We start from the raw sequence: 24,651 nt of genomic DNA on the forward strand, positions 1-24,651 counted from the left end.
CTAAAACTTAGTCCTAACGGTTAAGTAGATATTATACTGGTTTAGGTATGAATTTGGTGAAGTTTTATAATTATACCAGTTTCCAATGGCTCCTATTGATGTTTTATTGTTAATGTAATGAAAATATCCGGCTCCAACCATTGTATTTACATACGAAAGGAAGGTATTTACCTGGAAATCTAAACGAGGGTCTTCAGGTGCATTACCAACCGATGCCATGGTCATAATGTAATTCTTCTCATTTTTCATGTAAAACCTCGACTGCGCCAGAATATTGTTGTACATTTTGTTACCATCGCTCATTACATGCAGCTTTCCGTTTAACCATACATTGTTAAACTGCCGTTCTAAGCCTACAATTCCGGTAATAAAGTTGTCTTTATTTGGAAGGCGTGCATAACGGGCACCAATTTCTGCCTGCCAAGCTTTGGCAAATGGCTGATAAAAAGAAAATGCTGCTTTAAAGCTTGGGAAGAACTGATTGGAAACACCCACATTGGCTAAGAAGTTAGATTTGTTCTTAAATGAATGGTACCAATCTACTTCACCCTGCAAGCCTACTCCATTACTCCTTGCAGCATAGTTAACTCTTGCTACATAAGTATTCATCTTGTTTTTTGTGGCCTTCAGGTATTCTAATGAAGCCACGGAGGTATTGAACAGCGCAGAGTCTGTATGTGCTCTTAGATAACTTATATTTACTTGATTATCAAGCGACTTACCTTCAAGCTCGTCAAGTCTTTCTAAATGTTGTTTAGGCTTGTTTAAAGGTGCCACAAAACGTGCCTGGTATTCTTTGGCTTGCTTGTAATCGCCCATTTTTTCATATACAACACTTTTTTGGAAAAGCAGATCAGGATAATCGGGATTGTTATTTAAACTGTTATCTACAACCAGCATAGCGCTGTCAACTTTGTTCTCATCCAAGTAAATATTAGATAATTTAATAGCTGCATCCTGACTTTTCTTCTCAAGAGAGATCACTTCTCCATAAAGCTGCTTGCTCTTATCAAACTCTTTTTTCTCGTCTGTAGATTTAGCATACAGCATAAGTTCTTCTACCAGGCTGTTTTTAAGGGTATCGTTATAAGGATATTTTACTCTCAGGTCTTTAAGCAATCCGGCTGCCTGTTCATGCTTATCCGTTTCGGCATAAATACCTGCTAATTTTAATTTCAGGTCTTTTGATGAAGGATATAAGACAATGGTTTTTTGTAACAGATCTAATGCCTCATCGTAATTTTTCATGGCTACCCTTGCGCCTACAGCGTAATTATAAGCTTGTATGTTATTAGGGTCTGAGGTAATAAGTTCGTCTGCTACAACTTTGACCCTCGCAAAATCTTGATTGTTATTAAGATATTTGATAAACCCTACAGCAGCATCTTTGGTCATTTGAGCGTATTCAGGGCTGTTAGGATATTCTTTTTGGTATGATTTTGCCAAATTATAAGCTTCCTCATTTTCGCCCATATTCATCAGCAAATCCACTTTATTCAAAACATATTGACTTTCTTGTGGATATGCCTTGATCATTCCATTTATGGTATTAAGCGCATCGTCATAATTGCCTCTTTGTGCATGGATATTGAAGATGTACTGGTTAGCATAGCGTTTGTATTCTGGCGATTGAGATACTTTTAGGAAGCCCCAAAGCGCTTCTTTGTAGTTCTGTTCGCTGAAATCTAATTTTGCTTTCTGGTAAGACCAGGCGTAATAGCTTTCTTTAATATCTGTATCATTGGGGTACAGAGTATAAAGCTTGTTTACAATGTTTCCGATTTTTTCCCAATCCTTCTGAATTTCATATACGGTTAACAGCTTTGTAAGCAGTATTTTTGAATTAGGATTAGATTTTAACCCTTTTTTCAATAGTTCTTCAGCATCTTGGGTATAGCCACGAGTTATGGCCGTATTCACTAAGAAATTGTAGGCATCTTGGTTGCCGGGGTTTTGGGCATATACCTTGCCATATAGCACATAAGGGTCGGTATTTTTGTAATATTCTGCCGCACGTATAGTTAAATAGTTTAATGCACGACGATACTGTGGAGATTCTCCTTTTCTTAATTTAGCCTGTAACAGGTCAATCGCTTTCTGATATTCGTTCTGTTCTTCTAAAATGCCTATCTTTTTATCAAAAAGAGCATTACTGTTTGGAAGCTTTTGTAGGCCTATGTCGGCAATGGTCAATGCTTCCACATAATTACCCAGCTTTAAATAGGTGTTGATCAGGTTTAAATAAATATCAGGATCGTTAGATTCGAGTTCAATAATCTTTTCATATTGATTAGAAGCTCTGAATAGATCCCTTTCCCGGGTTAATTTTAACGCATCTTCTCTTAAATACTGGTTATAGATACTTTTTACATCATTATCATTAGGAAATATTTGGTAGAGCCTCTTTGCAGAGCGGTTAGCCTCAATCTTGTTATCCATGAGGTTGTAAAGATTGATTTTTTTTAACCAGAGTGTTTTACTATAAGGTGTGATCTCTAAAAGCTCGTTTACGTAACAAACAGCACTATAATAGCGCTTGGTTTGTGTTTCTATATTGATCAGGTAATGCCGGGCATCAACTCTTTTAGGGCTTTTTTTCAGTACATCGAGCAAAATAATGCGGGCTTTATCTAACTGACCAACTTCCATATAACATTTACCTAAGTACTCTTGCAAGTCCATGTCTAAAGGCGATTTTTTCAATCCCCTTTCGCAGTATTCTAAAGCCTGGGTATATTTACCCCTTTCGCCAGCTGCCCGGGCCAGCGTGTAAAATTCATCTGAAGAATCCTGCGCCAATAAGATACCTGCCTGTATCAGCGTAATGCAACAGATGATCACAACTTTTAAAATATTATATAGATGTTTGTTCATTGGATTTGTTAGCCTGTTTTTTGTTGTCGAAACCTTGTCTGGTCATTGTGCCCCATTTTACTTCTTTTGAGGTATAATAATTGAAATATCCCTTAATCGAGAAGAAAATGAGCAGAGGGTGATATATGAAGCCTTCGAGAAATATCAAGATCCAAAGTTTTAAGGTTTCATAAAACGTTTTATATTGCCTTTGTACAAAATTATCAAATAAAATAACTAAAGTCCCAATAGAAACTGCAAATGAATAGGCATATAGAAAAATATAACCTGCTGTATGCCAGTTTACATCGCCTTTCAGTATCAATAAAATGAACCAAATAAAGCCCAATAACTCAATAATTGGTGCTAAAAACTCAAAAACAAAAATAAATGGAAAAATTACAAGGCCTAATTTTTTAAACCTGTAATTGAATAGAATTTTACGATGCACCAAAAATAACTGCGCCAGTCCTGTTGCCCATCTTACACGTTGTCTTGATAAAATCTTGAGATTTGGAGGTCCTTCTGTCCAGCAGCAAGACACTGGGATATACTGAATGCGGTAATTTCTTTTGTTATTGATCATGTGAGAGGCCATTTTGGTCAAAAGATCCATGTCCTCGGCATGCGATTCGCCATCATATCCACCGGCATCTATCGCAACTTCCTTATTAAAAAGCCCCAAGCCACCAGAAATGTTAGGGACGCAATTAATAAGGCTCCAGCCCATTTTACCAAAAAGATATGCTCTAAGGTATTCTAGCTCCTGAAAACGTGCCACAAGGCCTCTTGGCGGCCTAACCCTTTTAATTACTCCGTCTTCCACATCGCAACTGTTAGACATGCGTAAGGTAGCACCAACAGCAATAGTAAGAGTTTTTGAGTTTAAAATAGGTTTAATCATCCGCAACATAGTGTTACGATCCAGAATACAATCTACATCTGTACATAAGAAGTATGGATATTGAGCTGCATTAATACCCGCATTAGAAGCATCGGCTTTTGTACCACCATTCTCTTTATCTACTACGGTTAAGATAGAATATTTAGGGTTGGTAGATTTAAATATTCGTTTAAAAGGCTTGGTTTTGATACGCTCAACATAAGCGTAAGGTGTTTCTACAAGCTCAAACTCCTTGATCAGTAGTTCAAGGGTTTTATCCTTACTGCCGTCGTTAACAATAATTACTTCAAAAAGTGGGTATTTTAAAGTTAAGAGCGAATTTACGTTTACGATAATGGTTTTTTCTTCATTGTAGGCAGGGGCCACAATAGAAATACCCGGCGTTAACGAAGAATTCATCAGATAGTCGTCATCAAGCCTTGAATTGTATGTTTTGTAGCGAATAATATTAACGAACGCAAAAGCTCCTAATACACCATACAACAAGAAAAGCATGGTGGAGTAGAAAAAAACGAAGTACTCAAAAAAATCAAAGGTAGCCTGCATAAACTAATAGGTAAATCTGCTCTTGGCTGAGCGCATTAAATTGAAAAACTTAAATTATCAAGATTGTTTGCATAATCTTTAGCGGTTTTACGGCTTACTAATGATAATCTTGAAGGTATAAGAGGGTTTTTAACGTGTTCTAAAATTAATTTTTCAAATCCCTCTTCCTGTTGAGATAAAGTCTCGATAAAGTGTTTTCCTGCCTCGTTGTATCTATAAATAACTTCTGCAATTAATTTTTTAGACTCCATATTGCTTGAAAAAGTATAAGCTTCTTTTAAAAACTCCAGGCAATTCCCTGAATTTATGGTGTAAAGCGCCTCTATTATAGCATCCTGACAAGCCTGTGGCTGATCATGGTATATGCTGATCAAACGATCTTCGATCTGTTCTACCTGCATGGTTCCTAAAGCAGAAATTACCTCTTTTCTTACAGTATGATCAGGTGTATCTAGCAATTCTATTAAAGCTGGTATTGAAGATCTTTGTTTAAAATAAGCAACAGCTTTTATAATAAAGGTTTGCTGAGAAATGTTTTTAGAGTATTTGATCCATTTACTGAAATTGGGTAAATGGTTTTTATGATGTATCTCCAGTTGTTTAATCAGGTTGATCTGATCCCAATAGTTGATACTATTATCTGTATGCTCAAAAAACTTGAATGGATCATGACTGCTGATACCTACATAAGAGTTACGAGATTCTTTTTTTAGAGAAATATTTCTGCTGTATGTGTGTGGGAGTATTTTAGAATCTGAAATGGTTAAATCTAATATAGACAAGGTCTGAAACGTTCTTAAACGCTCTCTGGTGCTCGAAAAATCAAGTCTTTTTTCTAAATGACGGTCTATTTTTAATCCATCAATGATAGAACGATAGTTTTTTGCCTTAATTAAATCCGGGTTTTCTTTCACTAAATCCTGAAGAGAGGTAATAGCTGGGATGTAAGACCTGTTATTAAGCTTTCCAAATTTTTCTACAAATTGGTTCTGTATTTCAAAATCCGGCATGAAAGCTTGCGAGGCTAAAATATCTGAGAAGAATTTTCTTTGTTCAGGATATACTGTTTTAATCTCTTTTTCTAATTTCTTGCGGTTTCTTACCGTAAAATAAAGGGTGGCAAAAAATATGAGCGCAGCAAAAATATTGATTAATATGAAAATCATTGCAACCCTTATTACAAAAGGGTAGCTCAGCATAATATCTAAATAACGGTCTATATAATTTAGCAAAGCCATAAATTTTATTAATTGTAGTTTAGGTTTGCTTGGTATAAAGACAAAAAGAAGGCCAATGTGTTAATTATTTAGTAATAAGCTTTAAAGCGATGTAAAAGCGTTTTGGGCCGTTGTTTATGCTGGAAACAGTATTTTTTGTGGGTAAAAGTGTGGAATGTATTTCCCGTTGGGTTGCGTAAAAACAGATGAAGATAGAGGAAAATAAAACTGCCCCAACTTTTACAGCAGGGGCAGTTCATCCCAAAAAATTAACAATTTGCATACGCTGTACAGCGTTTAAATGCTTTTAAAAGATTTGTTAAACCTTTAATGAGTACAAGGTAGTTAATCTATATGAGAATTCAAAATTTATAAAGGTTCTGCCAGATAAAATTCGCAAAGCTTTTTTCTCTGAAATTCATATTGTTTTTCTCGTTAAGTTTTAAATATAAAATAAGAGGAAATTGCTAAATATAAATATGGATTTTGGTAAAATAATATCAATCTATAATAATTGGTAATTCAGATATTAGTACTAGATGAAATAATAAATTAAATATTTAATAATAAGATAATTAATTGAAAGTTATAAACTTTTTATTTATATTATAAAATAAGATCTTTTAGTTGTATTATCTGTTTCGTTGAATTATATAATCATTTATTAAATAATGTTATATATTGATTATATAAACTCATTTATTATTAAAATCTCATAGATTGTTTTATAACAATCAATTAAAGTTATTTAATGTCAGCTTTTATTTATATTTTTTACGATTATTATTCACATAATTTTTTAGTTTCTAAAGATGTGTATTGTATTTTTTGACGCCTTATTAATAACTCTTTATTCAGGTTTTTTATATTTGGCATTTCTAAATCCCCCTGAGTTATATGGAATTAAATTGGGCTTGTAAAAAGTTTGAAGAATTAACGGTTATTGAACTTTACAAAATATTACAGCAGCGATCAGATGTGTTTGTAGTTGAACAGAATTGTGTTTATCATGATATAGACAATAAGGACCTGGATGCCTATCATTTAATGGGTTGGGATAAAAATGAGCTGGTGGCTTATACAAGATTGATTAAGCCAGGGATCTCATATGAAGAAGCCAGTATAGGAAGGGTTTTAACCCATATAAATTATAGAAGATATGGTTTCGGTAAAGAACTGATGAAAAGAAGCATAGAGCAGGTAAAAGTGCTTTTTATGGTTAAAACAATACGAATAAGTGCGCAATGTTATTTGCAGAGATTTTATGAAGAGCAGGGCTTCATAGCACAAGGAGAAGCGTATTTAGAAGATGACATTCCGCATATAGAGATGTTATATACCTCATAAAAACAGAAAGGGCATTGTAAAATGCCCTTTCTGCTTATTTATATTTGGTTTTTATACTGTAGATCTGATTTTAAGCTCGTCCAATTGTTTTTGATCGATGGCGCTAGGGCTTTCGATCATTACATCTCTGCCTGCATTGTTTTTAGGGAAAGCAATCACATCTCTGATACTATCTAAACCTGCAAAAATCGATACTAAACGGTCAAAACCGAAAGCTAGACCTCCGTGCGGAGGAGCACCATATTCAAACGCATTCATTAAGAACCCAAATTGTTTTTGCGCCTCTTCGTTTGAAAAGCCTAAATGTTTAAACATTAATGCCTGTAATTCTTTATTGTGAATACGTATTGAACCACCACCAATCTCGGTTCCATTAATAACCATATCATAAGCATTGGCTCTAACTGCTCCCGGTTTACTATCTAATAAAGCAATATCTTCTGCTTTAGGGGAGGTAAAAGGGTGGTGCATGGCATGGTAACGACTAGATTCTTCATCCCACTCTAAAAGAGGAAAATCTAATACCCAAAGTGCACTGAATTTATCCTTATCACGTAAACCCAAACGGCTTCCCATTTCTAAACGGAGTTCGTTTAATTGTTTACGCACTTTATCGGTTTCTCCGGCTAGCACTAAAACTAAATCGCCTGGTTCAGTTTGCATAGCTGCAGACCATTTTTTCAATTCTTCCTCATTGTAGAATTTATCAACAGATGATTTTAAAGAGCCATCTTCATTATGTCGCATGTAGATCAATCCGGTGGCGCCAATCTGAGGGCGTTTTATGAAATCTGTAAGCTCATCTAACTGTTTACGGGTATAATGAGCACATCCTTTTGCATTAATTGCTACTACCAGTTCTGCATTGTCGAAAACGGCGAAATCCTTACCTTTAACCACTTCGTTAAGCTCTACAAATAGCATTTCAAAACGGGTATCAGGTTTGTCTGAACCATACAGGCGCATGGCATCAGCGTATTGCATACGAGGTACGGAAGGAAGGTCTATACCTTTTATTTCCTGAAACAGGGTACGTACCAGTCCTTCAAATATATTCAAAATATCTTCCTGCTCTACAAAGCTCATTTCGCAGTCAATCTGAGTAAATTCAGGTTGTCTGTCTGCCCTTAAATCTTCATCTCTAAAACATTTAACAATCTGAAAATACCGGTCAAATCCCGAAACCATTAACAATTGCTTAAAGGTTTGCGGAGATTGTGGTAGTGCGTAAAACTCACCCGGGTTCATCCTGCTTGGTACAACAAAATCGCGGGCACCTTCGGGTGTAGATTTCATCAGTACAGGCGTTTCAACCTCTATAAAATCCAATCCGTCTAGGTAACGGCGTGCCGATTGAGCCATTTTATGGCGCAAAACTAAATTATTGCGTACCGGATTACGTCTTAAATCCAGATAACGGTATTTCATGCGCAGATCATCACCTCCGTCAGTCTTATCTTCAATAAGAAAAGGAGGTAATTTTGCAGCGTTTAAAACTTCTAAAGTCGAAACTTTGATTTCAATATCACCAGTAGGTATATCTTTATTTTTGTTTGAACGTTCAACAACAGTACCGGTTACTTTGATAACATATTCACGGCCCATGCTGCGGGCTGCATTACACAGATCGGTATCATCATTCATGTTAAATACCAGCTGAGTAATTCCGTATCTGTCTCTGATATCAATAAAAGTCATGCCACCTAAATCTCTTGAATTTTGCATCCAGCCGCATAAGGTTACATGTTCGCCTAAGTGTTCAAGGCGTAAAGCACCACAAGTCGTTGTTCTTAACATCTTTACTTTAAAAAATTAATGCTGCAAAAGTACGAATGATTTACCATTTCGTGCCGCTCAATTTCATTTTCTATGAATTACCTGCTCTGTTCATTTCTTCACTGGCCCCACCACTCGATCTTTTGGCAGGTTTAAGTGGCTTGCCAAAACGGTAAGTAAAGGTTAAAATAGCTACACGGCTATCGGTTTGCAGCTTAAAATACTCCTGTGCATTCGGAAAAGTGGTTAGACCTTCCATAGCCTGTGTGTAAAAGATATCACGCAATGCCAGTTTAATGCTTCCGGCATTTTTAAAGATAGATTTAGACAGCCCGGCAGATAGCTGTCCATTAGGGTATAATAATTCCTGCAGATCGTTTCGTGCTTTTGTGGTATAAAACCCAGAAAGATCTGCACTTAATGTTTTGCTGATTTTAAACTGGTTATTCATACTGGTATGTAATTGATTGATGTTTGATTTAAAGCTCAATCCGTTGGAATTATTTAAGACTTTGTGGTTAAAGTTACTCTGAATGGTTGCATCCCACCATGAAAGGGGCTTTAACTGTAGCGTTAAACCAATACCATAATTGTGCATTTTACCAACATTCCCTTCTGTGTAAACCAGAATATCATTAGATTCATTGATAAATATCTGAGAGAAGTAATCTTTAATTAAGCTATAACTCAGTGTGGTTGTTAAAAATTGGTTTAGGGTATGGCTTAATTCAAAATTCCATGTTCTTTGAGGCGTAATATCGGGATTGCCTTTTTGCAGTGTATATTTGTTGATAATGAGTACGAAAGGATTGAGCTTTTGATAAGGAGGCCGATCTATGCGACGAGTAAATAGCAACGTGAAACTATTTAAACTGTCGGCCTTATAGCTTAAATAGCCTGAAGGGAAAATATCCAGATAGTTTTTACTGAAATTGCTTGAAGGTTTTTGCATATTGCCCAATTGATCGGCAGAATAATGGGTGTTTTCTATTCTGATACCCAATTGATAGCTCAGCTTATCTGATTTCTGATCGAAACTTCCATAGGCAGATGAAATGGTTTCTTTATAGATGAAATGGTTGGTTTTATTAAAGTCAGGAAACCATGTTCCGCTATTATTTAGCTCATACGAGGCAAAATTATCTGTATTGATGTTAGAAAACTTAATGCCGGTTTCTATTTTCCCCCGGCTTAAAGGATAACTGTAATCTGTTTTTGCTGAAAATATGTTAAGTCTTGTAGGGATTTCACCTCTCGACTGCCGTTCATAAGCCATGATGTCATCATTTCGGCTGTTGTTAAAATACTGATTGCTTTTATTTCTGTATTTTAAAAGATCTAGATCAAAACCTATTTCGCCTTTATTGTTCAGTTTGTGTCTGCTGTAAAAATTTATACCACCGTTTCTTACATTTAAAGGTGCTTTTCCGGTTGTATATATGACTGAATCTGGGGTATTATTCTTGTCTAACCATAAAGCAGTTGCCTGGTTTTGATTTGATCGGTTAATCAGTGTGCCCTGAAGTGTAAAGCCAACGGTAGATTTCTCTGAAGCAAAGATGTCTAAACCTGTTTTTAAAGTTTGAATGTAAGCATATGAGGAAAGATGTGAAGGTTGTTCTAAATGACTTTGGTTTGTGTTATCAAAATAGGCTCTGTCTGCATATATTTCTGTAGAATTGGTATTGTAGTTGAAAGCATAGTTAGCAAAAGCATTAATCTTACCTTTACGATAATTAAACTGCATGGAATTGTTGCTTCTGTAGCCTTTGCCTCGGCCACCGCCTATCTGTAAATTTCCATTGATACCTTCCTGGTTGTTTTTCTTGGTTTTAATGTTAATAATACCCGCATTACCTGTGGCATCGTACTTTGCAGAAGGACTGGTTATCAACTCGATTTGATTGACCTGGCTGGCATTCATGGAGCTTAGCAAAGCATTTAGCTCCGTGCCAGATAAATAAGTTTGCTTACCATCTATCATAACCAAAACGCCGTTTTTACCTTGTAAGCTAATACCTCCATTGCGATCTACCATTACACCCGGCGATTTTTCAAGGACTTCAAGTACAGTAGATCCGGCATTACTGGCTGTTGCATCAACATTAATCAATAATTTACCTTCGCTACGTTGAATAAAAGGTCTGGTGGCGTTAACAGAAACTTCTTTAAGCTGTTTAGTATCATGGTTTAAAGTTATTTCTATCCGCTTTTTTGCGGGTAAACTAAACACTTCAGAAGTTTTTACGGCAAAACCCATGGCAGATACTTTTATAATGTAATTACCATTAGGAATGGAACTAAAGTTAGCACTTCCGTTTTCGTTACTGAAAGCACCTTTAACAAGTGTTTGGTCAGATGCTTTTTTGAGCTCAACCGAGGCATAAGGAACAGACTGATTGTTGGTTTCTTTAATGATAACCTGCAAATCGGCAGTTGTGTTTTGTGCAGTAGAAATAGCTGGCCATAGCATAGCTATGATTGCTACTAATTTTAGGATAGATTTCATGTGTGTGTTTGGTTTATTTTGTGTGTTTTATGATTTACAGTTTTCCATAATCTGATGTAATAAGTTTCTCATTTCATTAATTTTTTCAAGAGAAATGCCCTTTAATGCTTTGGCCCGGTTTTTTAAAGCCACTTCATTTACATCAACCGTTATTTTTAAACCAGCTTCTGTAAGTTGCAAAAGTGCTTTTCGCCTGTCGGCGGGATTTACTTTCCGTTTGATGTAACCTTTTTTTTCTAATAGAAATACAATACGGGTAATAGAAGCTGCATCTTTAAACAAGACCCTGCTCATATCGCTTTGTGTTAAACTACTTTCTTCAGATAAACTTTTTAAGATCAGCCATTGGTCAATTGTAATATTGTAACCAGCCTTACTCACATTTTTTTGTGAGAACTGATTATAAGTTCTGAAACATTTATCGAGCGTATAAAGTAGGGTGTTATTTAATTTTTCCATGTGATACAAATATAATACTATTGATATGTCAATGCTTGATATATCAAGTATATTTTTACATTTCTTGTTTTTTCATACGCTCTTATCAATGTAAATTGTTATTTTGCAAGCTATGCAGTTTAAAGATATTATTGGACAGGAAGTAGCGAAAAAGCATCTTTTGCAAACCGTTAAAGAAAACAGAATAAGTCATGCACAGTTGTTCTTATCTCCATCTGGTAGCGGGGCATTGCCTTTAGCAATTGCTTATGCACAATACATTAACTGTGAGGATAGAACAGAGACAGACAGTTGCGGAGCATGCGCATCATGCCGTAAATATGAGAAATATATTCATCCCGATTTACATTTTTCTTATCCATTCTTTGCATCTAAAGATATAAAAGTAGCCACAGATGTTCTGGAAGAATGGCGGCAGATGCTTTTGGAAAACCCATATTTTGATTTAGATATCTGGAGATCACAGCTCAATGCCGATAACAAGCAGGCCAATATTAACATGGCCGAATGCCATGATATTATCAAAAAGCTTAGTTTTAAAGCTTTTGAAGCACAAACAAAAGTACTGATCATGTGGTTGCCTGAGTTTTTGGATAAGGAAGGAAATGCTTTATTGAAAATTATTGAAGAGCCTCCTGCACATACATTGTTTATACTGGTTGCTCAAAATCAAGAACAGATCCTTTCAACTATATTGTCGCGAACTCAATTGGTTAAAATACCTAAGTTAACAGACACTGATATTACAACTTATCTGATAGAAAAGGCCGGCGTTTCCCAAAATCTGGCTGAAGAATTCAGTTTTCTGGCTGATGGCAATTTGATAGAGGCCAATACGCTGGTAAATGATATTTCAAATAATAATGCAGGTTATTTTGCAGAGTGGTTGCGAATGGGTTATGGCAATAAAGTAAGCGCAATGATTGCCTTTACAGAAACGGCCGCATCATGGGGCAGGGAGAACCAAAAGAACTTTTTAAGATACGGAATTAATTTCCTGCGTGAGTGCAGTTTGATATTAAGTGGAGCCGAAAATCTGGTAAAATTACCGCAAAGTACCATGGAGGTAGCGCAAAAGCTTTCTGTTCATGTATTGAGTATGCCTATGATAGAAGCATTGGTTGAGGAGCTGGAAAAGGCACATTACCACATAGAAAGAAACGCGAATCCGAAAATTCTGTTTTTAGATGTATCTTTACAGCTGGTAAAAATTATTAAGTTTAAAACACTCCCGCAAGGGAATCAATATATATACAATTAAAATATGGGATGTGGAAGTTGTTCATCGGGCGGAGGTTGCGCTCCAGCCGGGTGTAAAAGTAATGGCTCCTGCCTAACCGGCGGTTGCCAGAAAATGGAAGTTTACGATTGGCTGTCTGATTTAGATATGCCCTCTAATTATATACCTTTTCAAGTTATTGAAGTAAAATTTAAAGGCGCAAGAAAAGAATTCTTTTTAAATAGCGACAACATTTATCTAGAAATAGGTGAGCTTGTGGTTGTAGAAGGACCAACCGGAGGCTATGATGTGGGACATGTTTCTCTAACCGGAGAATTGGTGCGTACCCAGTTAAAAAGGAAAAAAACGCATGCAGACCAAGTAAGCCGAAAAATTTACAGAAAGGCTTCGGAGGCTGATGTGGAAAAATGGAAACAGGCCAAAGATCTTGAATGGGAAACCATGCACAAGGCAAGAACGCTTGCGCTTGACCTGAATCTTTCTATGAAGATCAGCGATGTAGATTATCAGGGCGATAAAACCAAAGCAACTTTCTTTTATACTGCAGAAGGCAGGGTAGATTTCAGAGAACTGATTAAGCGAATGGCTGAGGCTTTTCGCATTCGCATAGAAATGCGCCAGATAGGCATGCGCCAAGAAGCCGGACGTTTAGGCGGCATCGGTTCTTGTGGAAGAGAGCTGTGTTGTTCAACATGGCTAACCAATTTTAAAACGGTTTCTACAGCAGCGGCAAGGTATCAAAACCTATCTTTAAATACCTTGAAACTGGCAGGTCAATGTGGTAAACTAAAATGCTGTTTAAATTATGAGTTAGATACTTATCTGGATGCCTTAAAGGATATCCCTGAAAAAGTAGATTCACTGCTTACCGAGACAGGAGTGGCCAGACTGCAAAAAACAGATATTTTCAAGAAATTGATGTGGTTCAGCTATTCAAACCAGGAAGACTGGATTCCTTTAAAAGTAGATCGTGTTAAAGAAATCATGGCCATGAATAAGAAAGGAGATAAGCCTTCTGATCTTAAAGACGAAGCAGTTGAAATCAAAACATCAGCTGTAGCTGAAATTGTACATGATTATGAGAATGTGGTTGGTCAGGATAGCTTAACACGCCTAGATGACAAAGGAAGAAATAGAAACAGGAATAAGAAAAGAAGCGATAAAAATAAACCTGTGCAGGCTACGCAAAGCCAGCAAGGCAATAGACCGAAACAACCTCAGGCTAGGCCGCAAAATGCATCTAAACCTCAGCAGCTGGCACAATCAAGCCCTGAAGCAACTGAACAAGATAACAACACGGCTAAAAAGAACAATAGAAACAACCGTAACAGAAATCGCAATAGAGGCAGAAACAGGTCTAATTCTCAGAATTCTTCCCCGTCAAATAATGAATAAAATATATTGCCTTTTATTTTTTATTGTTTTAGCCGGATTTTCGGCTTGTAACCTCAATACAGTTGCAGACAGTACACAAAGTGTACCGGGAAATAATTGGCTGTATAATAATCCGGCAAAGACACAGTTTGAAATTAGCGATACCTTGAAAACCTATGCGGTAAAATTTAACTTAAGGCATACCGTAGATTACCGTTATTCTAACCTCTTTGTACTTTTGGTTGTAAGGGGTAAGGATGTGAATAAAAAGATCAGGTACGAGCTAAAACTGGCTACGCAGACAGGAGAATGGTTAGGAAAAGGCTCAGGTGATATTTATTCCAAAGAATTTACGTTATTGAAAGACCTTTCTTTTAAACACCAAGGAACGTACACGATAACTATAGAACAAAATATGAGAGATAATCCACTTATAGGAATTAGTGATGTTGGACTACAAGTGGTTAAAAATTAGCATGATGACGAAAAGAATTTATATGGTATTGTTTGCATTACTGGTTAGCCTGTATGTAAATGCCCAGGGAATTAACTTTATGGATAACCCTAAGTGGGAAACCGTATTGGAAAAAGCCAAAAAAGAAAATAAAATTATTTTCCTGGATGCTTATGCTACATGGTGTGGCCCATGTAAGCAAATGGAAGCAGATGTTTATGTTAAAAAAGAAGTGGCCGATTTTTATAATGCCAATTTTGTTAATGTAAAGATCGATATGGAAAAGGGAGAGGGTGCCATGCTTGCAGATAGATACTATGTAAATGCTTATCCAAATTTGGTCTTTATCAGTCCTGATGGAGTAATGCTACATAAAGCCGTAGGTTTTAGAGAGCCAGAAGAGTTCATTTCTTTGGGTAAAGAAGCTAAAAATCCGGAAAGCCAATATTATACTTTAAAAAAGAAAGCGTTAGAACTCTCTAATGCACAGTTTTTGGTTTTTGCGGAGAAAGCAATGGAATTTGAGGATGATGATCTTTTTGAAATAGGGGAGAGTTATTTAGCTAAACAACCTGATATTTTAGCCAATGCTGATTTGATTAATCTGGTAATGAAATACCTCCCAACATTGGGCGATGAAAAGAACCTTAAATATTTTGCAGATAACAAAAGCAGAATATTAAGAGAAGGTACATATACTGAAGCAGATTTTGAAAGCCGACTGGTTGATTTAACCTTACAATACGCTATGTCGAGTAAAGTTCAGTTCTCTGATGACCTTGACTTTGATATTGTGAAAGAACTGTTGAATAAATACGTTCCACAGAGCTCGTTTTTTATTTACAACTATTTTAGGGCACAATACTTTCTTGGAAACAAAGAAGTGGCGCCGGCATTAGATGCTGTGAACCAGATCTTAAATAATCCTTCAAAATCAACTTACGCACAAATTTGTAATGCTGTGATGGCTTTAGGCCCTGTCTTTTTTGAAAATGGACAGTTAGATGAAGCTTTTAAGAAACTTGATGGCATACCAGTGCCCGAGAGCGAGAAAGATTTAGCCTATTTAAAAGATTTTGCAAAAGCGGTGGTTTATAATAAGACCCAACAACAAGATAAGTTTAAAGCGGTTGCTGATAACATCCTGAAAAACGATAAAACACCTAAAGATGTAAAGTTTATTATAGAGCAATATTTGAATAAGAAATAACCACCTTATTTATAAGAAATCAAAAAAAGCCACGGGATTATTCCTGTGGCTTTTTTGTTGTAATATTATTTAGAATTATAACAACGGAAATAATCGCTCTAAAGCCATGCCCCGGCTACCTTTTAGTAGGACCAAGAAATCTTTAAAATGATTTTTATTTAGATAATCCGCTGCATCGGCGGTGTTATTGAAAAACGCTGCTTTGTAAGCATCTTTAAATGCATAAAAGTTACTTCCTATAAATACTACTTGCTCTGCATCACTTTGCAGTGCGGATTCTATAATGTTTTTATGTTGGGTAGCAGATTCTGGGCCTAATTCAAACATATCTCCCAATATGATTAACTTTTTACTGGCCTCCAATGTTTTGATATTGGATAAAGCTGCGGTCATGCTGCTGGGATTGGCATTGTAATAATCACATATAACCGTATTTCTTTCGGTTTTGGTAACCTGAGAGCGATTATTTGCCGGGTTATAGCTTTCAAGCCCCTGGTTAATCTCCTGAGGAGTTAATTTGAAATAAGTTCCTATACATATTGCAGCTAATACATTTTCAAAATTATATTTCCCGGTTAAATGGGTAGAAGCATGGTAAATACGGTTGTTATGTATCCATTCAATCTCAAGAAATGTATTACTCTCTTTTAAATAGCCACTTACATAATTAGAAGCTTCTTTGCCGTAATATACCTTATTGTCTAAATTGTGTTTTTCAGCCATTTCCACCAAATGCTCATTGTCCTTATTTATAAAGGCTATGCCGCTTTGGGTTTTTAAATAGGCATAAAGCTCCGATTTTCCTTTTTTAACACCTTCAAAACCTCCAAATCCTTCCAAATGAGCCATACCAACGTTGGTAATCAATCCCAAGCCCGGTTGGGCAATTTCACATAACTGTTCAATTTCCTTTTGATGATTGGCCCCCATTTCCACAATCGCTATTTCTACTTCATTTGAAATGGACAAGAGAGTTAAGGGAACACCAATATGATTATTTAGATTGCCCTTGGTAGCATAAGTCTTGAACTTCTGGCTTAAAACTGCGTTAATCAGCTCTTTTGTAGTGGTTTTGCCATTACTGCCTGTTAAACCTATTACAGGAATGTTCAGTTGGTTGCGGTGATGCTTTGCTAGTTCTTGTAGTGCAGAAAGTACATCATCTACCAGAAAATAGCTTTCGCCCTTATTGAAATCAGGATTATCAATAACCACATATGCTGCGCCCATTTCCAACGCTTTTTCGGCAAAGGTATTTCCGTCAAAGTTTTCTCCTTTTAAAGCAAAGAAGATACAATTTTCGCTGATAAGCCTTGTGTCGGTACAGATTTTTGGGTGTTTCAGGTAAATCTGGTAAAGCAATGTAATGTTGTGCATGTTAGAGTTTTTGATACGGTAAAATTACAAATGAAGCAAAGAAATAAAATATTCTTTTAGTAATATTGATAAACTGTTTAAAATTAACTTAATAAACCTCCGTCACCCTGTTCCGATAATTATCGGAATTATTTCAGGGTCTGTAGTAAAAAGATTCTGAAACAGGTTCAGAAAGACGAGTATTTTCTAATTTTAAATAGCTTTTGATAAAGAAAAAAATTATGAAGTCTATTTTACTGTTTTCTGTTTCCCTGCTTTTTATTGCAAATATTGCTAAGGCTCAAGTGCAAAGCCCGGATGATTTCTTGGGATATCCTCTAGGAGAACACTTTACAAACCATCAAAAGGTAGTGGATTATTTTAGATATATAGCCAAAAATGCAGAGAACGTAAAAGTAGAAGATTACGGAAAGACCTATGAGGGCAGAAGTTTAATCTTAACCTATATTTCTTCCAAAGAAAATATAGATAGGTTGGAAGAAATTCGCCGGCAAAACCTTTCTTTAACTCAAAAGGAAGCATCAGCAACATCTAGTAAAAAGCAACCTGTTATTGTTTGGTTGAGCTATAATGTGCATGGAAATGAGGCTAGCTCAACAGAAACAGCAATGAAAGTGCTTTATACCTTGGTACAAGCAAAAGATCCACAAATCAAAAGCTGGCTCCAGAATGTGGTTGTGATTATAGACCCTTGCCTGAACCCTGATGGTCGCGAACGTTATGTGAATTATTTTAATAGTGTAAGTTCAACGCCGCCAGACTTAAATCCTGCCGCAAGAGAACATACAGAACCTTGGCCTGGAGGACGTACCAATCATTATTATTTTGATTTGAACAGAGATTGGGCATGGCAGACACAAACAGAAACTCAGCAAAGACTAATGCAATACCATAAATGGCTGCCTCAGGTTCATGTTGATTTTCATGAACAAGGATATAATGAGCCCTATTATTTTGCCCCAGCAGCAGAACCTGTACATGAACAGGTTACCGGCTGGCAAAAAGAATTTCAGGTTATTGTGGGTCAGAACAATGCTAAATATTTTGATGAGAATGGCTGGAGGTATTTTACCAAAGAAAGGTTTGACCTTTTATACCCATCTTATGGAGATACCTATCCTTTATATAACGGAGCAATAGGAATGACCTATGAGCAAGGTGGGATCAGAGCCGGGTTAGGTGTGATTACTAATGATGGTGATACACTCAGATTAAAAGACCGGATAGCGCATCATTTTACCACTTCTCTTTCTACGATTGAAGTCAGTTCTAAATATGCTGAGAAATTACTGTCTGAATATAAGCTGTTCTTTGAAAGAAATAATACAAGCCCCAATGGCACATATAAAAGCTACGTAATTAAAGCAGATAATTTGTACAGAATAGAACAATTGGCTAACCTGTTAAAGAAAAACCATATACAATTTACTTATGGGGGCAATAAATCTTTAATGGGATATAATTTTGGAACTAAGAAAAATGAAAACTTTAAACTTGAGCGCAATGATTTAGTGGTGAATATATATCAGCCACAAGCTGTACTTACCACGGTACTTTTTGAGCCTCAAACCAAGATAACAGATTCTAATACTTATGATATAACTGCATGGGCCTTGCCATTTGCTTACAATTTAAATGCTTATGCCCTAAAAGAAAAGATAGAGGGTACCCATAAAGAACTGTATATAAACAAACAACCCGAAAAAAAGCAAGAACAAAAAAGCTATGCTTGGGTTTTGTCATGGCAATCGGTAAATGATGCAAAAATCCTGATTGACTTGCAGAAGAATGGTATTAAAGTGCGAATGGCAGAACAGGCATTTACTGCAAATGGCATTTTGCACAAAGCCGGATCATTGATTGTATTGAAAGCTGAAAATGAAAGAAATATTAAGGGGGTCGAGAACGTGATGAATGTATTTCTTGCAGACCATAAAACAAATGGCTTTGTTCTAACATCAAGTCGTGTAGAAAAAGGTAAAGATTTTGGCTCTTCAGGTTATCCTTTGCTAACGGCTCCCAAAGTGGCTGTTGTAGCAGGAGCAGAGGTAACATCGCAATCTTTAGGAGAAATCTGGCATTTCTTTGAAACAGAATTGAACTATCCTTTGTCAGTAGTTAACTTTCAGAGCTTGCCTTATATGGATAAAAGCAATATCAATACACTTATTTTGCCTGATGGTAACTATAATGATAAGATTGCAGAACAGCTATTGCCATGGATTAACGCAGGTGGCAAGCTAATCCTTGTTGAGGATGCCATTAATTCTTTTGTAGAGAAAAAGCCTTACAACATTAAGTTAAAGTCTGTTGCCCAAGTAAATAAAGCTCAAAATGCCAATGTGTCCACATATGGCAAGAGAGAGCAAGACGATTTTGAGAATGCTATTCCTGGGGCTATTTATAAAGTTTATATGGACGATACCCATCCACTTACTTTTGGATTAGGAAAAGATTACTATACTTTAAAAACAGATGATAAGCTGTATGAAATCTCTAATGATGTTTTTAATGTAGGCCTTTTAAAAGCAGATAGTTACACTTCGGGTATTGCCGGTCAGGCGGTTAAAAATAAATTATCTTCAGGCGGAGCTCTTTATCGTACACAATCTATGGGTAAAGGAACTGTTATTTATTTGGCTACTAACAGTTTGTTTAGAAATTTCTGGGAAGCTGGCAAGCAGATATGGGTAAACGGGGTGTTTTTGTTTTAACATGACAACAAGAGAAATTCATAAAGAAATCTTTTCTATAATGTAGTTATAACTTAAAAACATAATTAATCATCTTTTCTTAATTTTTGGTCATACAAGTTAATCACTTTTTCTTTCTTATATGAAAAGAGTAATATTCTTGGTTCGGATAATTTAATATCCAGTTAGTTCTCATTGTCTTCAGGCGAGCCTTTAGTTAAATGAGGTATGATGATTTAATAGGAATAAAATCTATAAATAATAATAGGATCTAGATGTTTGTTTAAATGTCTTAAAAATGCTATTTATCTTCGTTTATAAATAAGAATAAGAAACTGTCTCTCCTTATTTTTTAAGATTAGTACGTAATTTAAAAAGTAGATTTTATGAATGAACAAAAAAGAATTTCAGAAGTGATCGGTTTATGGAAAACAGACAAAAAGCAGTATGTGAAAAAATCAAGTTTTTCTATCTATGCGCTTTTGATTGAAAATCATTTATTGCCCGAATTTGGAGACCTGTACGATATTGAAGAGGCACATGTACAAGCTTTTGTGTTAAAAAAAATAGACGAAGGGTTAAGCCAAAAAACAATTAAAGATATTTTAATCGTTTTGAAAATGGTACTGAAGTTTGGCGCTAAGAATAAATGGCTTGAAAACAAATCTTTGGAAGTTAAATTTCCAACACAAAGAAGACCAAGTAAAATTGAAGTATTGAGTCGCTCAAATCAAAAAAAGATAATGCAGCATATCAAAGAGCATTTTACTTTCAAAAATTTAGGAGTGTATATATGTCTGAGTGCAGGTATGCGAATTGGGGAGATATGTGCACTTACCTGGGAAGATATAGATGCAGATGCTGAAGTTATAAGAATCAGAAAAACTTTACAACGAATTTATGTAATAGAAGAAGGATCTCGTAAGACTGAGCTTATATTAGATACCCCTAAAACCAAAAATTCAAATAGAGATATTCCTATAAGCAAGGATTTATTGAAAATGCTGAAGCCAATTAAAAAAATTATTAATAATTCTTTTTTTGTGCTTAGTAATAGCTCAAGGCCTACAGAGCCAAGGACGTATATGAACTATTACAAAAGCTTTATGAAAGAATTGGGCATGCCTAATCTGAAATTCCATGGACTGAGACACAGTTTTGCTACAAGATGTATTGAGAGTAGATGTGACTATAAAACTGTGAGCGCTTTACTGGGGCATTCTAATATCAACACTACTTTAAATTTATATGTGCATCCTAATCTAGAACAAAAGAAAAAATGTATTGATCAAATGTTGAAGGCTTTAAAATAAATACTCATTTGTTTTTACATACAGATAGCCTAGAGCTTTGACAAGCCAGCAAGGTTCTAATCATTTATTAACAGATTACGTGTAAAGAAGAAAATTATTTTAAACGAATTAGAATAAAAAACTTTAATTTTTATTCTTAATCTCTCCTTTTAGCGTTAAAAAATGTTAAATAAAATTTGTGTTACATCTTGAATGTATTTATATTAGCCTATTAATTAATTATTAACTAACCTAAATTTTATTAATTTATGAAAAAACTTCTACAAAGTTTGTTCATTCTTTTGTTTGTTGCTACCACAGCAATGGCACAAGAAAGGGCAATTACTGGTGTTGTTAAGGCTTCTGACGATGGCCTTCCGATTCCGGGTGTAACGGTACGAGTTAGTGGTTCTGCAAACATAGCTGTGCAGACAGGCGGAGACGGTAAATTCTCGTTAAAAGTACCTTCATCTGCGAAAACTCTTGTTTTTACTTTTTTAGGATATGAAACTAAAGAAGTTTCAATTGCTTCTGTAATGAACGTTACTTTAAACCCAGACACAAAGATCTTAAATGAGGTAGTGGTTTCTGGGGGTGGTTTAACTGCTCGTAAAAAAGAATTAGGAGCAAATCAAACTACTCTTTCTAATGACGCTGTTACGGTTGCTAAGCCAACTAACGTTGTTTCTGGTTTAGCCGGTAAAGTTGCTGGTTTAAATGTTCAGAGTGTTGGTAGTGGTGTTAACCCTAACTACAGGGTAGTACTAAGGGGGATGAGATCTTTAACAGGTAATAACGAGGCTTTAATCGTTATTGATAATGTTATCGTTCCTAACTCTATCTTAGGAAACCTTAATCCAGATGATGTTGAAAACCTAACTGTTTTAAACGGAAGTAGTGCTGCTGCATTATATGGTTCTGCAGCATCAAACGGAGCATTGATTATCGTTACTAAAAAAGGTAAAAAAGGAGATGGATTTGATATTAAAGTTTCAAATACTTTAACTCTTGAACAAGTATCTTTCTATCCTGAATTACAAAAACAATTTGGTTCTGGTTCTGATAACGATGTTCAGATTTACAATCCAATAGAAAACCAACAATATGGCCCTGCATTTGACGGTGCTGTTAGACCTATTGGTCGTGTATTCCCTGATGGATCTTTTCAAAGAGTTCCTTATGCTTGGACTAACGCAAAATATAATTTCTGGGATACAGGTTATAACAATGCTACTGATTTTTCAATTTCATCAGGAAGTGCAGGAAAAGGAAGTATGTATGCTGCAGCACAATTTGTTACCGCTCAAGGAACCACTCCTGGTGATAAATTTAACCGTGCAACAGCTAGGGTAGGTGGAACTAGAATTGTTTCTGATAAAATTACCTTTAATTATAGTGTTAATTATGTTCAGAACAGATATGATATTACTACACAAACAGGTAACATTTATAACTACTTATTAAATGCCCCTGGTCAAGTTCCATTAACAAGCTATAAAGACTGGAAAAATGATATTTATGCAAGTCCAAACGGATACTTTAATGCATATTATAATAACCCATACTTTATGGCAGATAACTACAGACAAAAGACAAGAAATGACTATTTTGTAGGTAGTTCAGAATTAAAATACAGACCTTTAGAGTGGTTAGATTTTACTGGCCGTTTAGGTTTGACCACACAAAATGCTTCAACAAAAAGCTTTTCGGATATTTTTATCTTCGATCCATTTTATGCTAATCAAGCAGGATCAAGTGAATACAAAAAACAAAATATCTTAGGTGGTGTTACTGATGACTTTAGCTACACTACTAATATCGTTAGTGATTTCATTGTACATGGTCAGAAAAAAGTAAATGACTTTAAATTTGACTTAACTGTATTAGGACAATTGATCCAAAGACAAGCTAAAAATGAAAGTGCTTCTGTTAGCGGTCTTGTAACTGCTGGTATTTTCAATTTAGGTAACAGTTTAAATAACCCAACCGCAAGTGAATCTAGTTCATTAACCAGATCTTATGGTTTATCTGGTAAATTAGATATCGGCTATAAAGATTATTTATTCTTAACCTTAACAGGACGTAATGACTGGGTTTCTGTGTTAGCTCCAGAAAACAGATCATTCTTCTATCCTAGCGCAACATTATCTTTCGTAGCTAGTGAAGCAGTAGATTTTATCAAAAACATTAAACAAATCGATTTCTTAAAATTAAGAGCAGGTTGGTCTAAAGTTGGACAGGTTAACATTGGTGCTTATAGCTTAGTTCCTACTTTCTCACAAGCTTCTGGATACCCTTACAACGGGTTAGGAGGTCTTTCTGTGGGTGATAGAATGGTTTCTTCTAGTCTTAAACCAGAGATGACTACTCAATGGGAGATTGGTACCGACTTTAGTTTATACAAAAGCAGAGTTAATGTTGGATTTACTTACTATGATACTAAAACAAAAGATCAAACTGTATCAACAGGTGTTTCAAGTGCAACAGGTTACTCTAGTTTATTAACAAATACAGGTCAAACCAGTTCAAGAGGTATTGAGGCATCACTTTCTGTAGTGCCTTTAAGAACAAAAGACTGGGAAGTTACAGTAGGTTCAAACTATTCACACTATGATAATACTGTTGATTATATTAGTGCGGATCTAAACCAACTAACTTTAGGTGCTTACGGTGGAACAGTAGGTTCTTATGCTGTAGCTGGTCAACAATTCCCTGTAATTCAAGGTAAAACTCACGTACGTGATAACCAAGGAAGAATTATTGTAAACAGATTTACTGGTTATCCATCAGCTACTACTGGTTTAAGCATCTTAGGACAAGCTAACGCAGCACATATTTTAGGTCTTAACTTGAATGTTTCTTATAAAGGATTTACTTTATATGGTTCAGGTGAGTATCGTTCAGGAAACGTTATATACAATGCTGGTGGTGGTACTTTCGACTTTAGTGGTGCTGGTATCAATACTGTAGCCTATAACAGAGATAGATTTGTTATCCCTAACTCATCTTATTTAGATCCTGCTACTAATACTTATGTTGCAAACACAAATATTACAGTTAGAGATGGTGGTCCTGGTTATTGGACTATTTCTGGTCCAAGAACAGGTATAGATGAGAACTATGTTACTTCTGGTGCATTCTGGAAAGTAAGAGAACTTTCTTTATCATATAACTTACCTGCTTCTGTTGTGGCAAAAACAAAATTCATTAAAGGAGCTAAAATTAGTGTTCAAGGAAGAAACTTATTTGTTTGGTTGCCAAAAACAAATGTTTATACCGATCCTGAATATAGTGATGGTAACGGAACAAGCAGTGGTAATGCCATTGGTTTAACCAATTTGGGACAAACCCCACCTTCTAGATATTATGGAGCTACATTAACGATTAACTTATAATAGAA

At 35.6% G+C, this 24,651-nt stretch carries 15 protein-coding genes; 8 read left to right on the forward strand and 7 right to left on the reverse strand.

Annotation, left to right across the window (positions count from 1 at the left end; all coding sequences use genetic code 11):
- From MMF97_RS03745 to MMF97_RS03755, 3 genes are all read right to left on the reverse strand, one after another.
- Positions 1 to 2,874: a tetratricopeptide repeat protein gene (locus MMF97_RS03745; RefSeq protein WP_243359316.1), complete on the reverse strand. Its 2,874-nt coding sequence runs from the start codon at positions 2,872 to 2,874 to the stop codon at positions 1 to 3.
- Positions 2,855 to 4,156, reverse strand: coding sequence for a glycosyltransferase family 2 protein (locus MMF97_RS03750; RefSeq protein WP_243359317.1), 1,302 nt, complete (start codon positions 4,154 to 4,156; stop codon positions 2,855 to 2,857). The genes MMF97_RS03745 and MMF97_RS03750 overlap by 20 nt, the downstream gene beginning before the upstream one ends.
- Before the next feature lie 182 nt (positions 4,157 to 4,338).
- The gene (locus MMF97_RS03755; protein ID WP_243359318.1) at positions 4,339 to 5,541 is read right to left on the reverse strand and encodes a HEAT repeat domain-containing protein; all 1,203 of its coding nucleotides are present in this window, start codon (positions 5,539 to 5,541) and stop codon (positions 4,339 to 4,341) included.
- 876 nt (positions 5,542 to 6,417) lie between these two features.
- Between MMF97_RS03755 and MMF97_RS03760 the strand changes: the two genes are divergently transcribed.
- Entirely contained in the window at positions 6,418 to 6,867 is a 450-nt protein-coding gene (locus MMF97_RS03760) for a GNAT family N-acetyltransferase (RefSeq protein WP_243359319.1), read from the forward strand.
- Positions 6,868 to 6,918: 51 nt separating this feature from the next.
- Here the strand turns inward: MMF97_RS03760 and aspS are convergent, their stop codons facing one another.
- From aspS to MMF97_RS03775, 3 genes are all read right to left on the reverse strand, one after another.
- On the reverse strand, positions 6,919 to 8,664 hold the full coding sequence (gene aspS / locus MMF97_RS03765; protein ID WP_243359320.1) for an aspartate--tRNA ligase: 1,746 nt from the start codon (positions 8,662 to 8,664) through the stop codon (positions 6,919 to 6,921).
- A gap of 70 nt (positions 8,665 to 8,734) precedes the next feature.
- A complete protein-coding gene (locus MMF97_RS03770; protein WP_243359322.1) occupies positions 8,735 to 11,152 on the reverse strand; it encodes an outer membrane beta-barrel protein in 2,418 nt (805 codons plus the stop codon).
- Positions 11,153 to 11,179: 27 nt separating this feature from the next.
- A complete protein-coding gene (locus tag MMF97_RS03775) occupies positions 11,180 to 11,611 on the reverse strand; it encodes a MarR family winged helix-turn-helix transcriptional regulator (RefSeq protein ID WP_243359323.1) in 432 nt (143 codons plus the stop codon).
- 112 nt (positions 11,612 to 11,723) lie between these two features.
- Between MMF97_RS03775 and MMF97_RS03780 the strand changes: the two genes are divergently transcribed.
- From MMF97_RS03780 to MMF97_RS03795, 4 genes are read left to right on the forward strand one after another with little or no spacing between them, the layout of a single operon-like run.
- Positions 11,724 to 12,872, forward strand: a complete 1,149-nt coding sequence (locus tag MMF97_RS03780) for a DNA polymerase III subunit (protein WP_243359325.1) — start codon at positions 11,724 to 11,726, stop codon at positions 12,870 to 12,872.
- Between the two features lie 3 nt (positions 12,873 to 12,875).
- Positions 12,876 to 14,246, forward strand: coding sequence for a PSP1 domain-containing protein (locus MMF97_RS03785; RefSeq protein WP_243359327.1), 1,371 nt, complete (start codon positions 12,876 to 12,878; stop codon positions 14,244 to 14,246).
- Positions 14,239 to 14,700 (forward strand): gliding motility lipoprotein GldH, encoded by a 462-nt coding sequence (locus MMF97_RS03790; protein ID WP_243359330.1) that lies wholly within the window; start codon positions 14,239 to 14,241, stop codon positions 14,698 to 14,700. Before MMF97_RS03785 ends, MMF97_RS03790 begins: the two co-directional genes overlap by 8 nt.
- 4 nt (positions 14,701 to 14,704) lie before the next feature.
- On the forward strand, positions 14,705 to 15,889 hold the full coding sequence (locus MMF97_RS03795; protein ID WP_243359332.1) for a thioredoxin family protein: 1,185 nt from the start codon (positions 14,705 to 14,707) through the stop codon (positions 15,887 to 15,889).
- Positions 15,890 to 15,964: 75 nt separating this feature from the next.
- On the opposite strand, the gene MMF97_RS03800 is transcribed toward MMF97_RS03795, so the two are convergent.
- The gene (locus MMF97_RS03800) at positions 15,965 to 17,266 is read right to left on the reverse strand and encodes a UDP-N-acetylmuramoyl-tripeptide--D-alanyl-D-alanine ligase (RefSeq protein ID WP_243359335.1); all 1,302 of its coding nucleotides are present in this window, start codon (positions 17,264 to 17,266) and stop codon (positions 15,965 to 15,967) included.
- A 221-nt stretch (positions 17,267 to 17,487) separates the two neighbouring features.
- Between MMF97_RS03800 and MMF97_RS03805 the strand changes: the two genes are divergently transcribed.
- The 3 genes from MMF97_RS03805 to MMF97_RS03815 all read left to right on the forward strand — a co-directional run bounded on the left by MMF97_RS03805 (position 17,488) and on the right by MMF97_RS03815 (position 24,646).
- Complete coding sequence (locus tag MMF97_RS03805; protein ID WP_243359336.1) at positions 17,488 to 19,980, forward strand: M14 metallopeptidase family protein; 2,493 nt, start codon at positions 17,488 to 17,490, stop codon at positions 19,978 to 19,980.
- Positions 19,981 to 20,345: 365 nt separating this feature from the next.
- Complete coding sequence (locus MMF97_RS03810) at positions 20,346 to 21,272, forward strand: tyrosine-type recombinase/integrase (protein ID WP_243359337.1); 927 nt, start codon at positions 20,346 to 20,348, stop codon at positions 21,270 to 21,272.
- A 248-nt stretch (positions 21,273 to 21,520) separates the two neighbouring features.
- Entirely contained in the window at positions 21,521 to 24,646 is a 3,126-nt protein-coding gene (locus MMF97_RS03815) for a SusC/RagA family TonB-linked outer membrane protein (RefSeq protein WP_243359340.1), read from the forward strand.
- Positions 24,647 to 24,651 lie beyond the last annotated feature (5 nt).

This window comes from Pedobacter montanisoli (assembly GCF_022809115.1).
Classification (GTDB): Bacteria; Bacteroidota; Bacteroidia; order Sphingobacteriales; family Sphingobacteriaceae; genus Pedobacter; species Pedobacter montanisoli.

Coding starts and splice junctions, on each gene's coding strand:
- MMF97_RS03770 (WP_243359322.1), bottom strand. CDS start 11,152: ATGAAATCTATCCTAAAATTAGTAGCAATCATAGCTATGCTATGGCCA.
- MMF97_RS03750 (WP_243359317.1), bottom strand. CDS start 4,156: ATGAATTCTTCGTTAACGCCGGGTATTTCTATTGTGGCCCCTGCCTAC.
- MMF97_RS03760 (WP_243359319.1), top strand. CDS start 6,418: ATGGAATTAAATTGGGCTTGTAAAAAGTTTGAAGAATTAACGGTTATT.
- MMF97_RS03795 (WP_243359332.1), top strand. CDS start 14,705: ATGACGAAAAGAATTTATATGGTATTGTTTGCATTACTGGTTAGCCTG.
- MMF97_RS03755 (WP_243359318.1), bottom strand. CDS start 5,541: ATGGCTTTGCTAAATTATATAGACCGTTATTTAGATATTATGCTGAGC.
- MMF97_RS03790 (WP_243359330.1), top strand. CDS start 14,239: ATGAATAAAATATATTGCCTTTTATTTTTTATTGTTTTAGCCGGATTT.
- MMF97_RS03745 (WP_243359316.1), bottom strand. CDS start 2,874: ATGAACAAACATCTATATAATATTTTAAAAGTTGTGATCATCTGTTGC.
- aspS (WP_243359320.1), bottom strand. CDS start 8,664: ATGTTAAGAACAACGACTTGTGGTGCTTTACGCCTTGAACACTTAGGC.
- MMF97_RS03785 (WP_243359327.1), top strand. CDS start 12,876: ATGGGATGTGGAAGTTGTTCATCGGGCGGAGGTTGCGCTCCAGCCGGG.
- MMF97_RS03780 (WP_243359325.1), top strand. CDS start 11,724: ATGCAGTTTAAAGATATTATTGGACAGGAAGTAGCGAAAAAGCATCTT.
- MMF97_RS03805 (WP_243359336.1), top strand. CDS start 17,488: ATGAAGTCTATTTTACTGTTTTCTGTTTCCCTGCTTTTTATTGCAAAT.
- MMF97_RS03775 (WP_243359323.1), bottom strand. CDS start 11,611: ATGGAAAAATTAAATAACACCCTACTTTATACGCTCGATAAATGTTTC.
- MMF97_RS03815 (WP_243359340.1), top strand. CDS start 21,521: ATGAAAAAACTTCTACAAAGTTTGTTCATTCTTTTGTTTGTTGCTACC.
- MMF97_RS03800 (WP_243359335.1), bottom strand. CDS start 17,266: ATGCACAACATTACATTGCTTTACCAGATTTACCTGAAACACCCAAAA.
- MMF97_RS03810 (WP_243359337.1), top strand. CDS start 20,346: ATGAATGAACAAAAAAGAATTTCAGAAGTGATCGGTTTATGGAAAACA.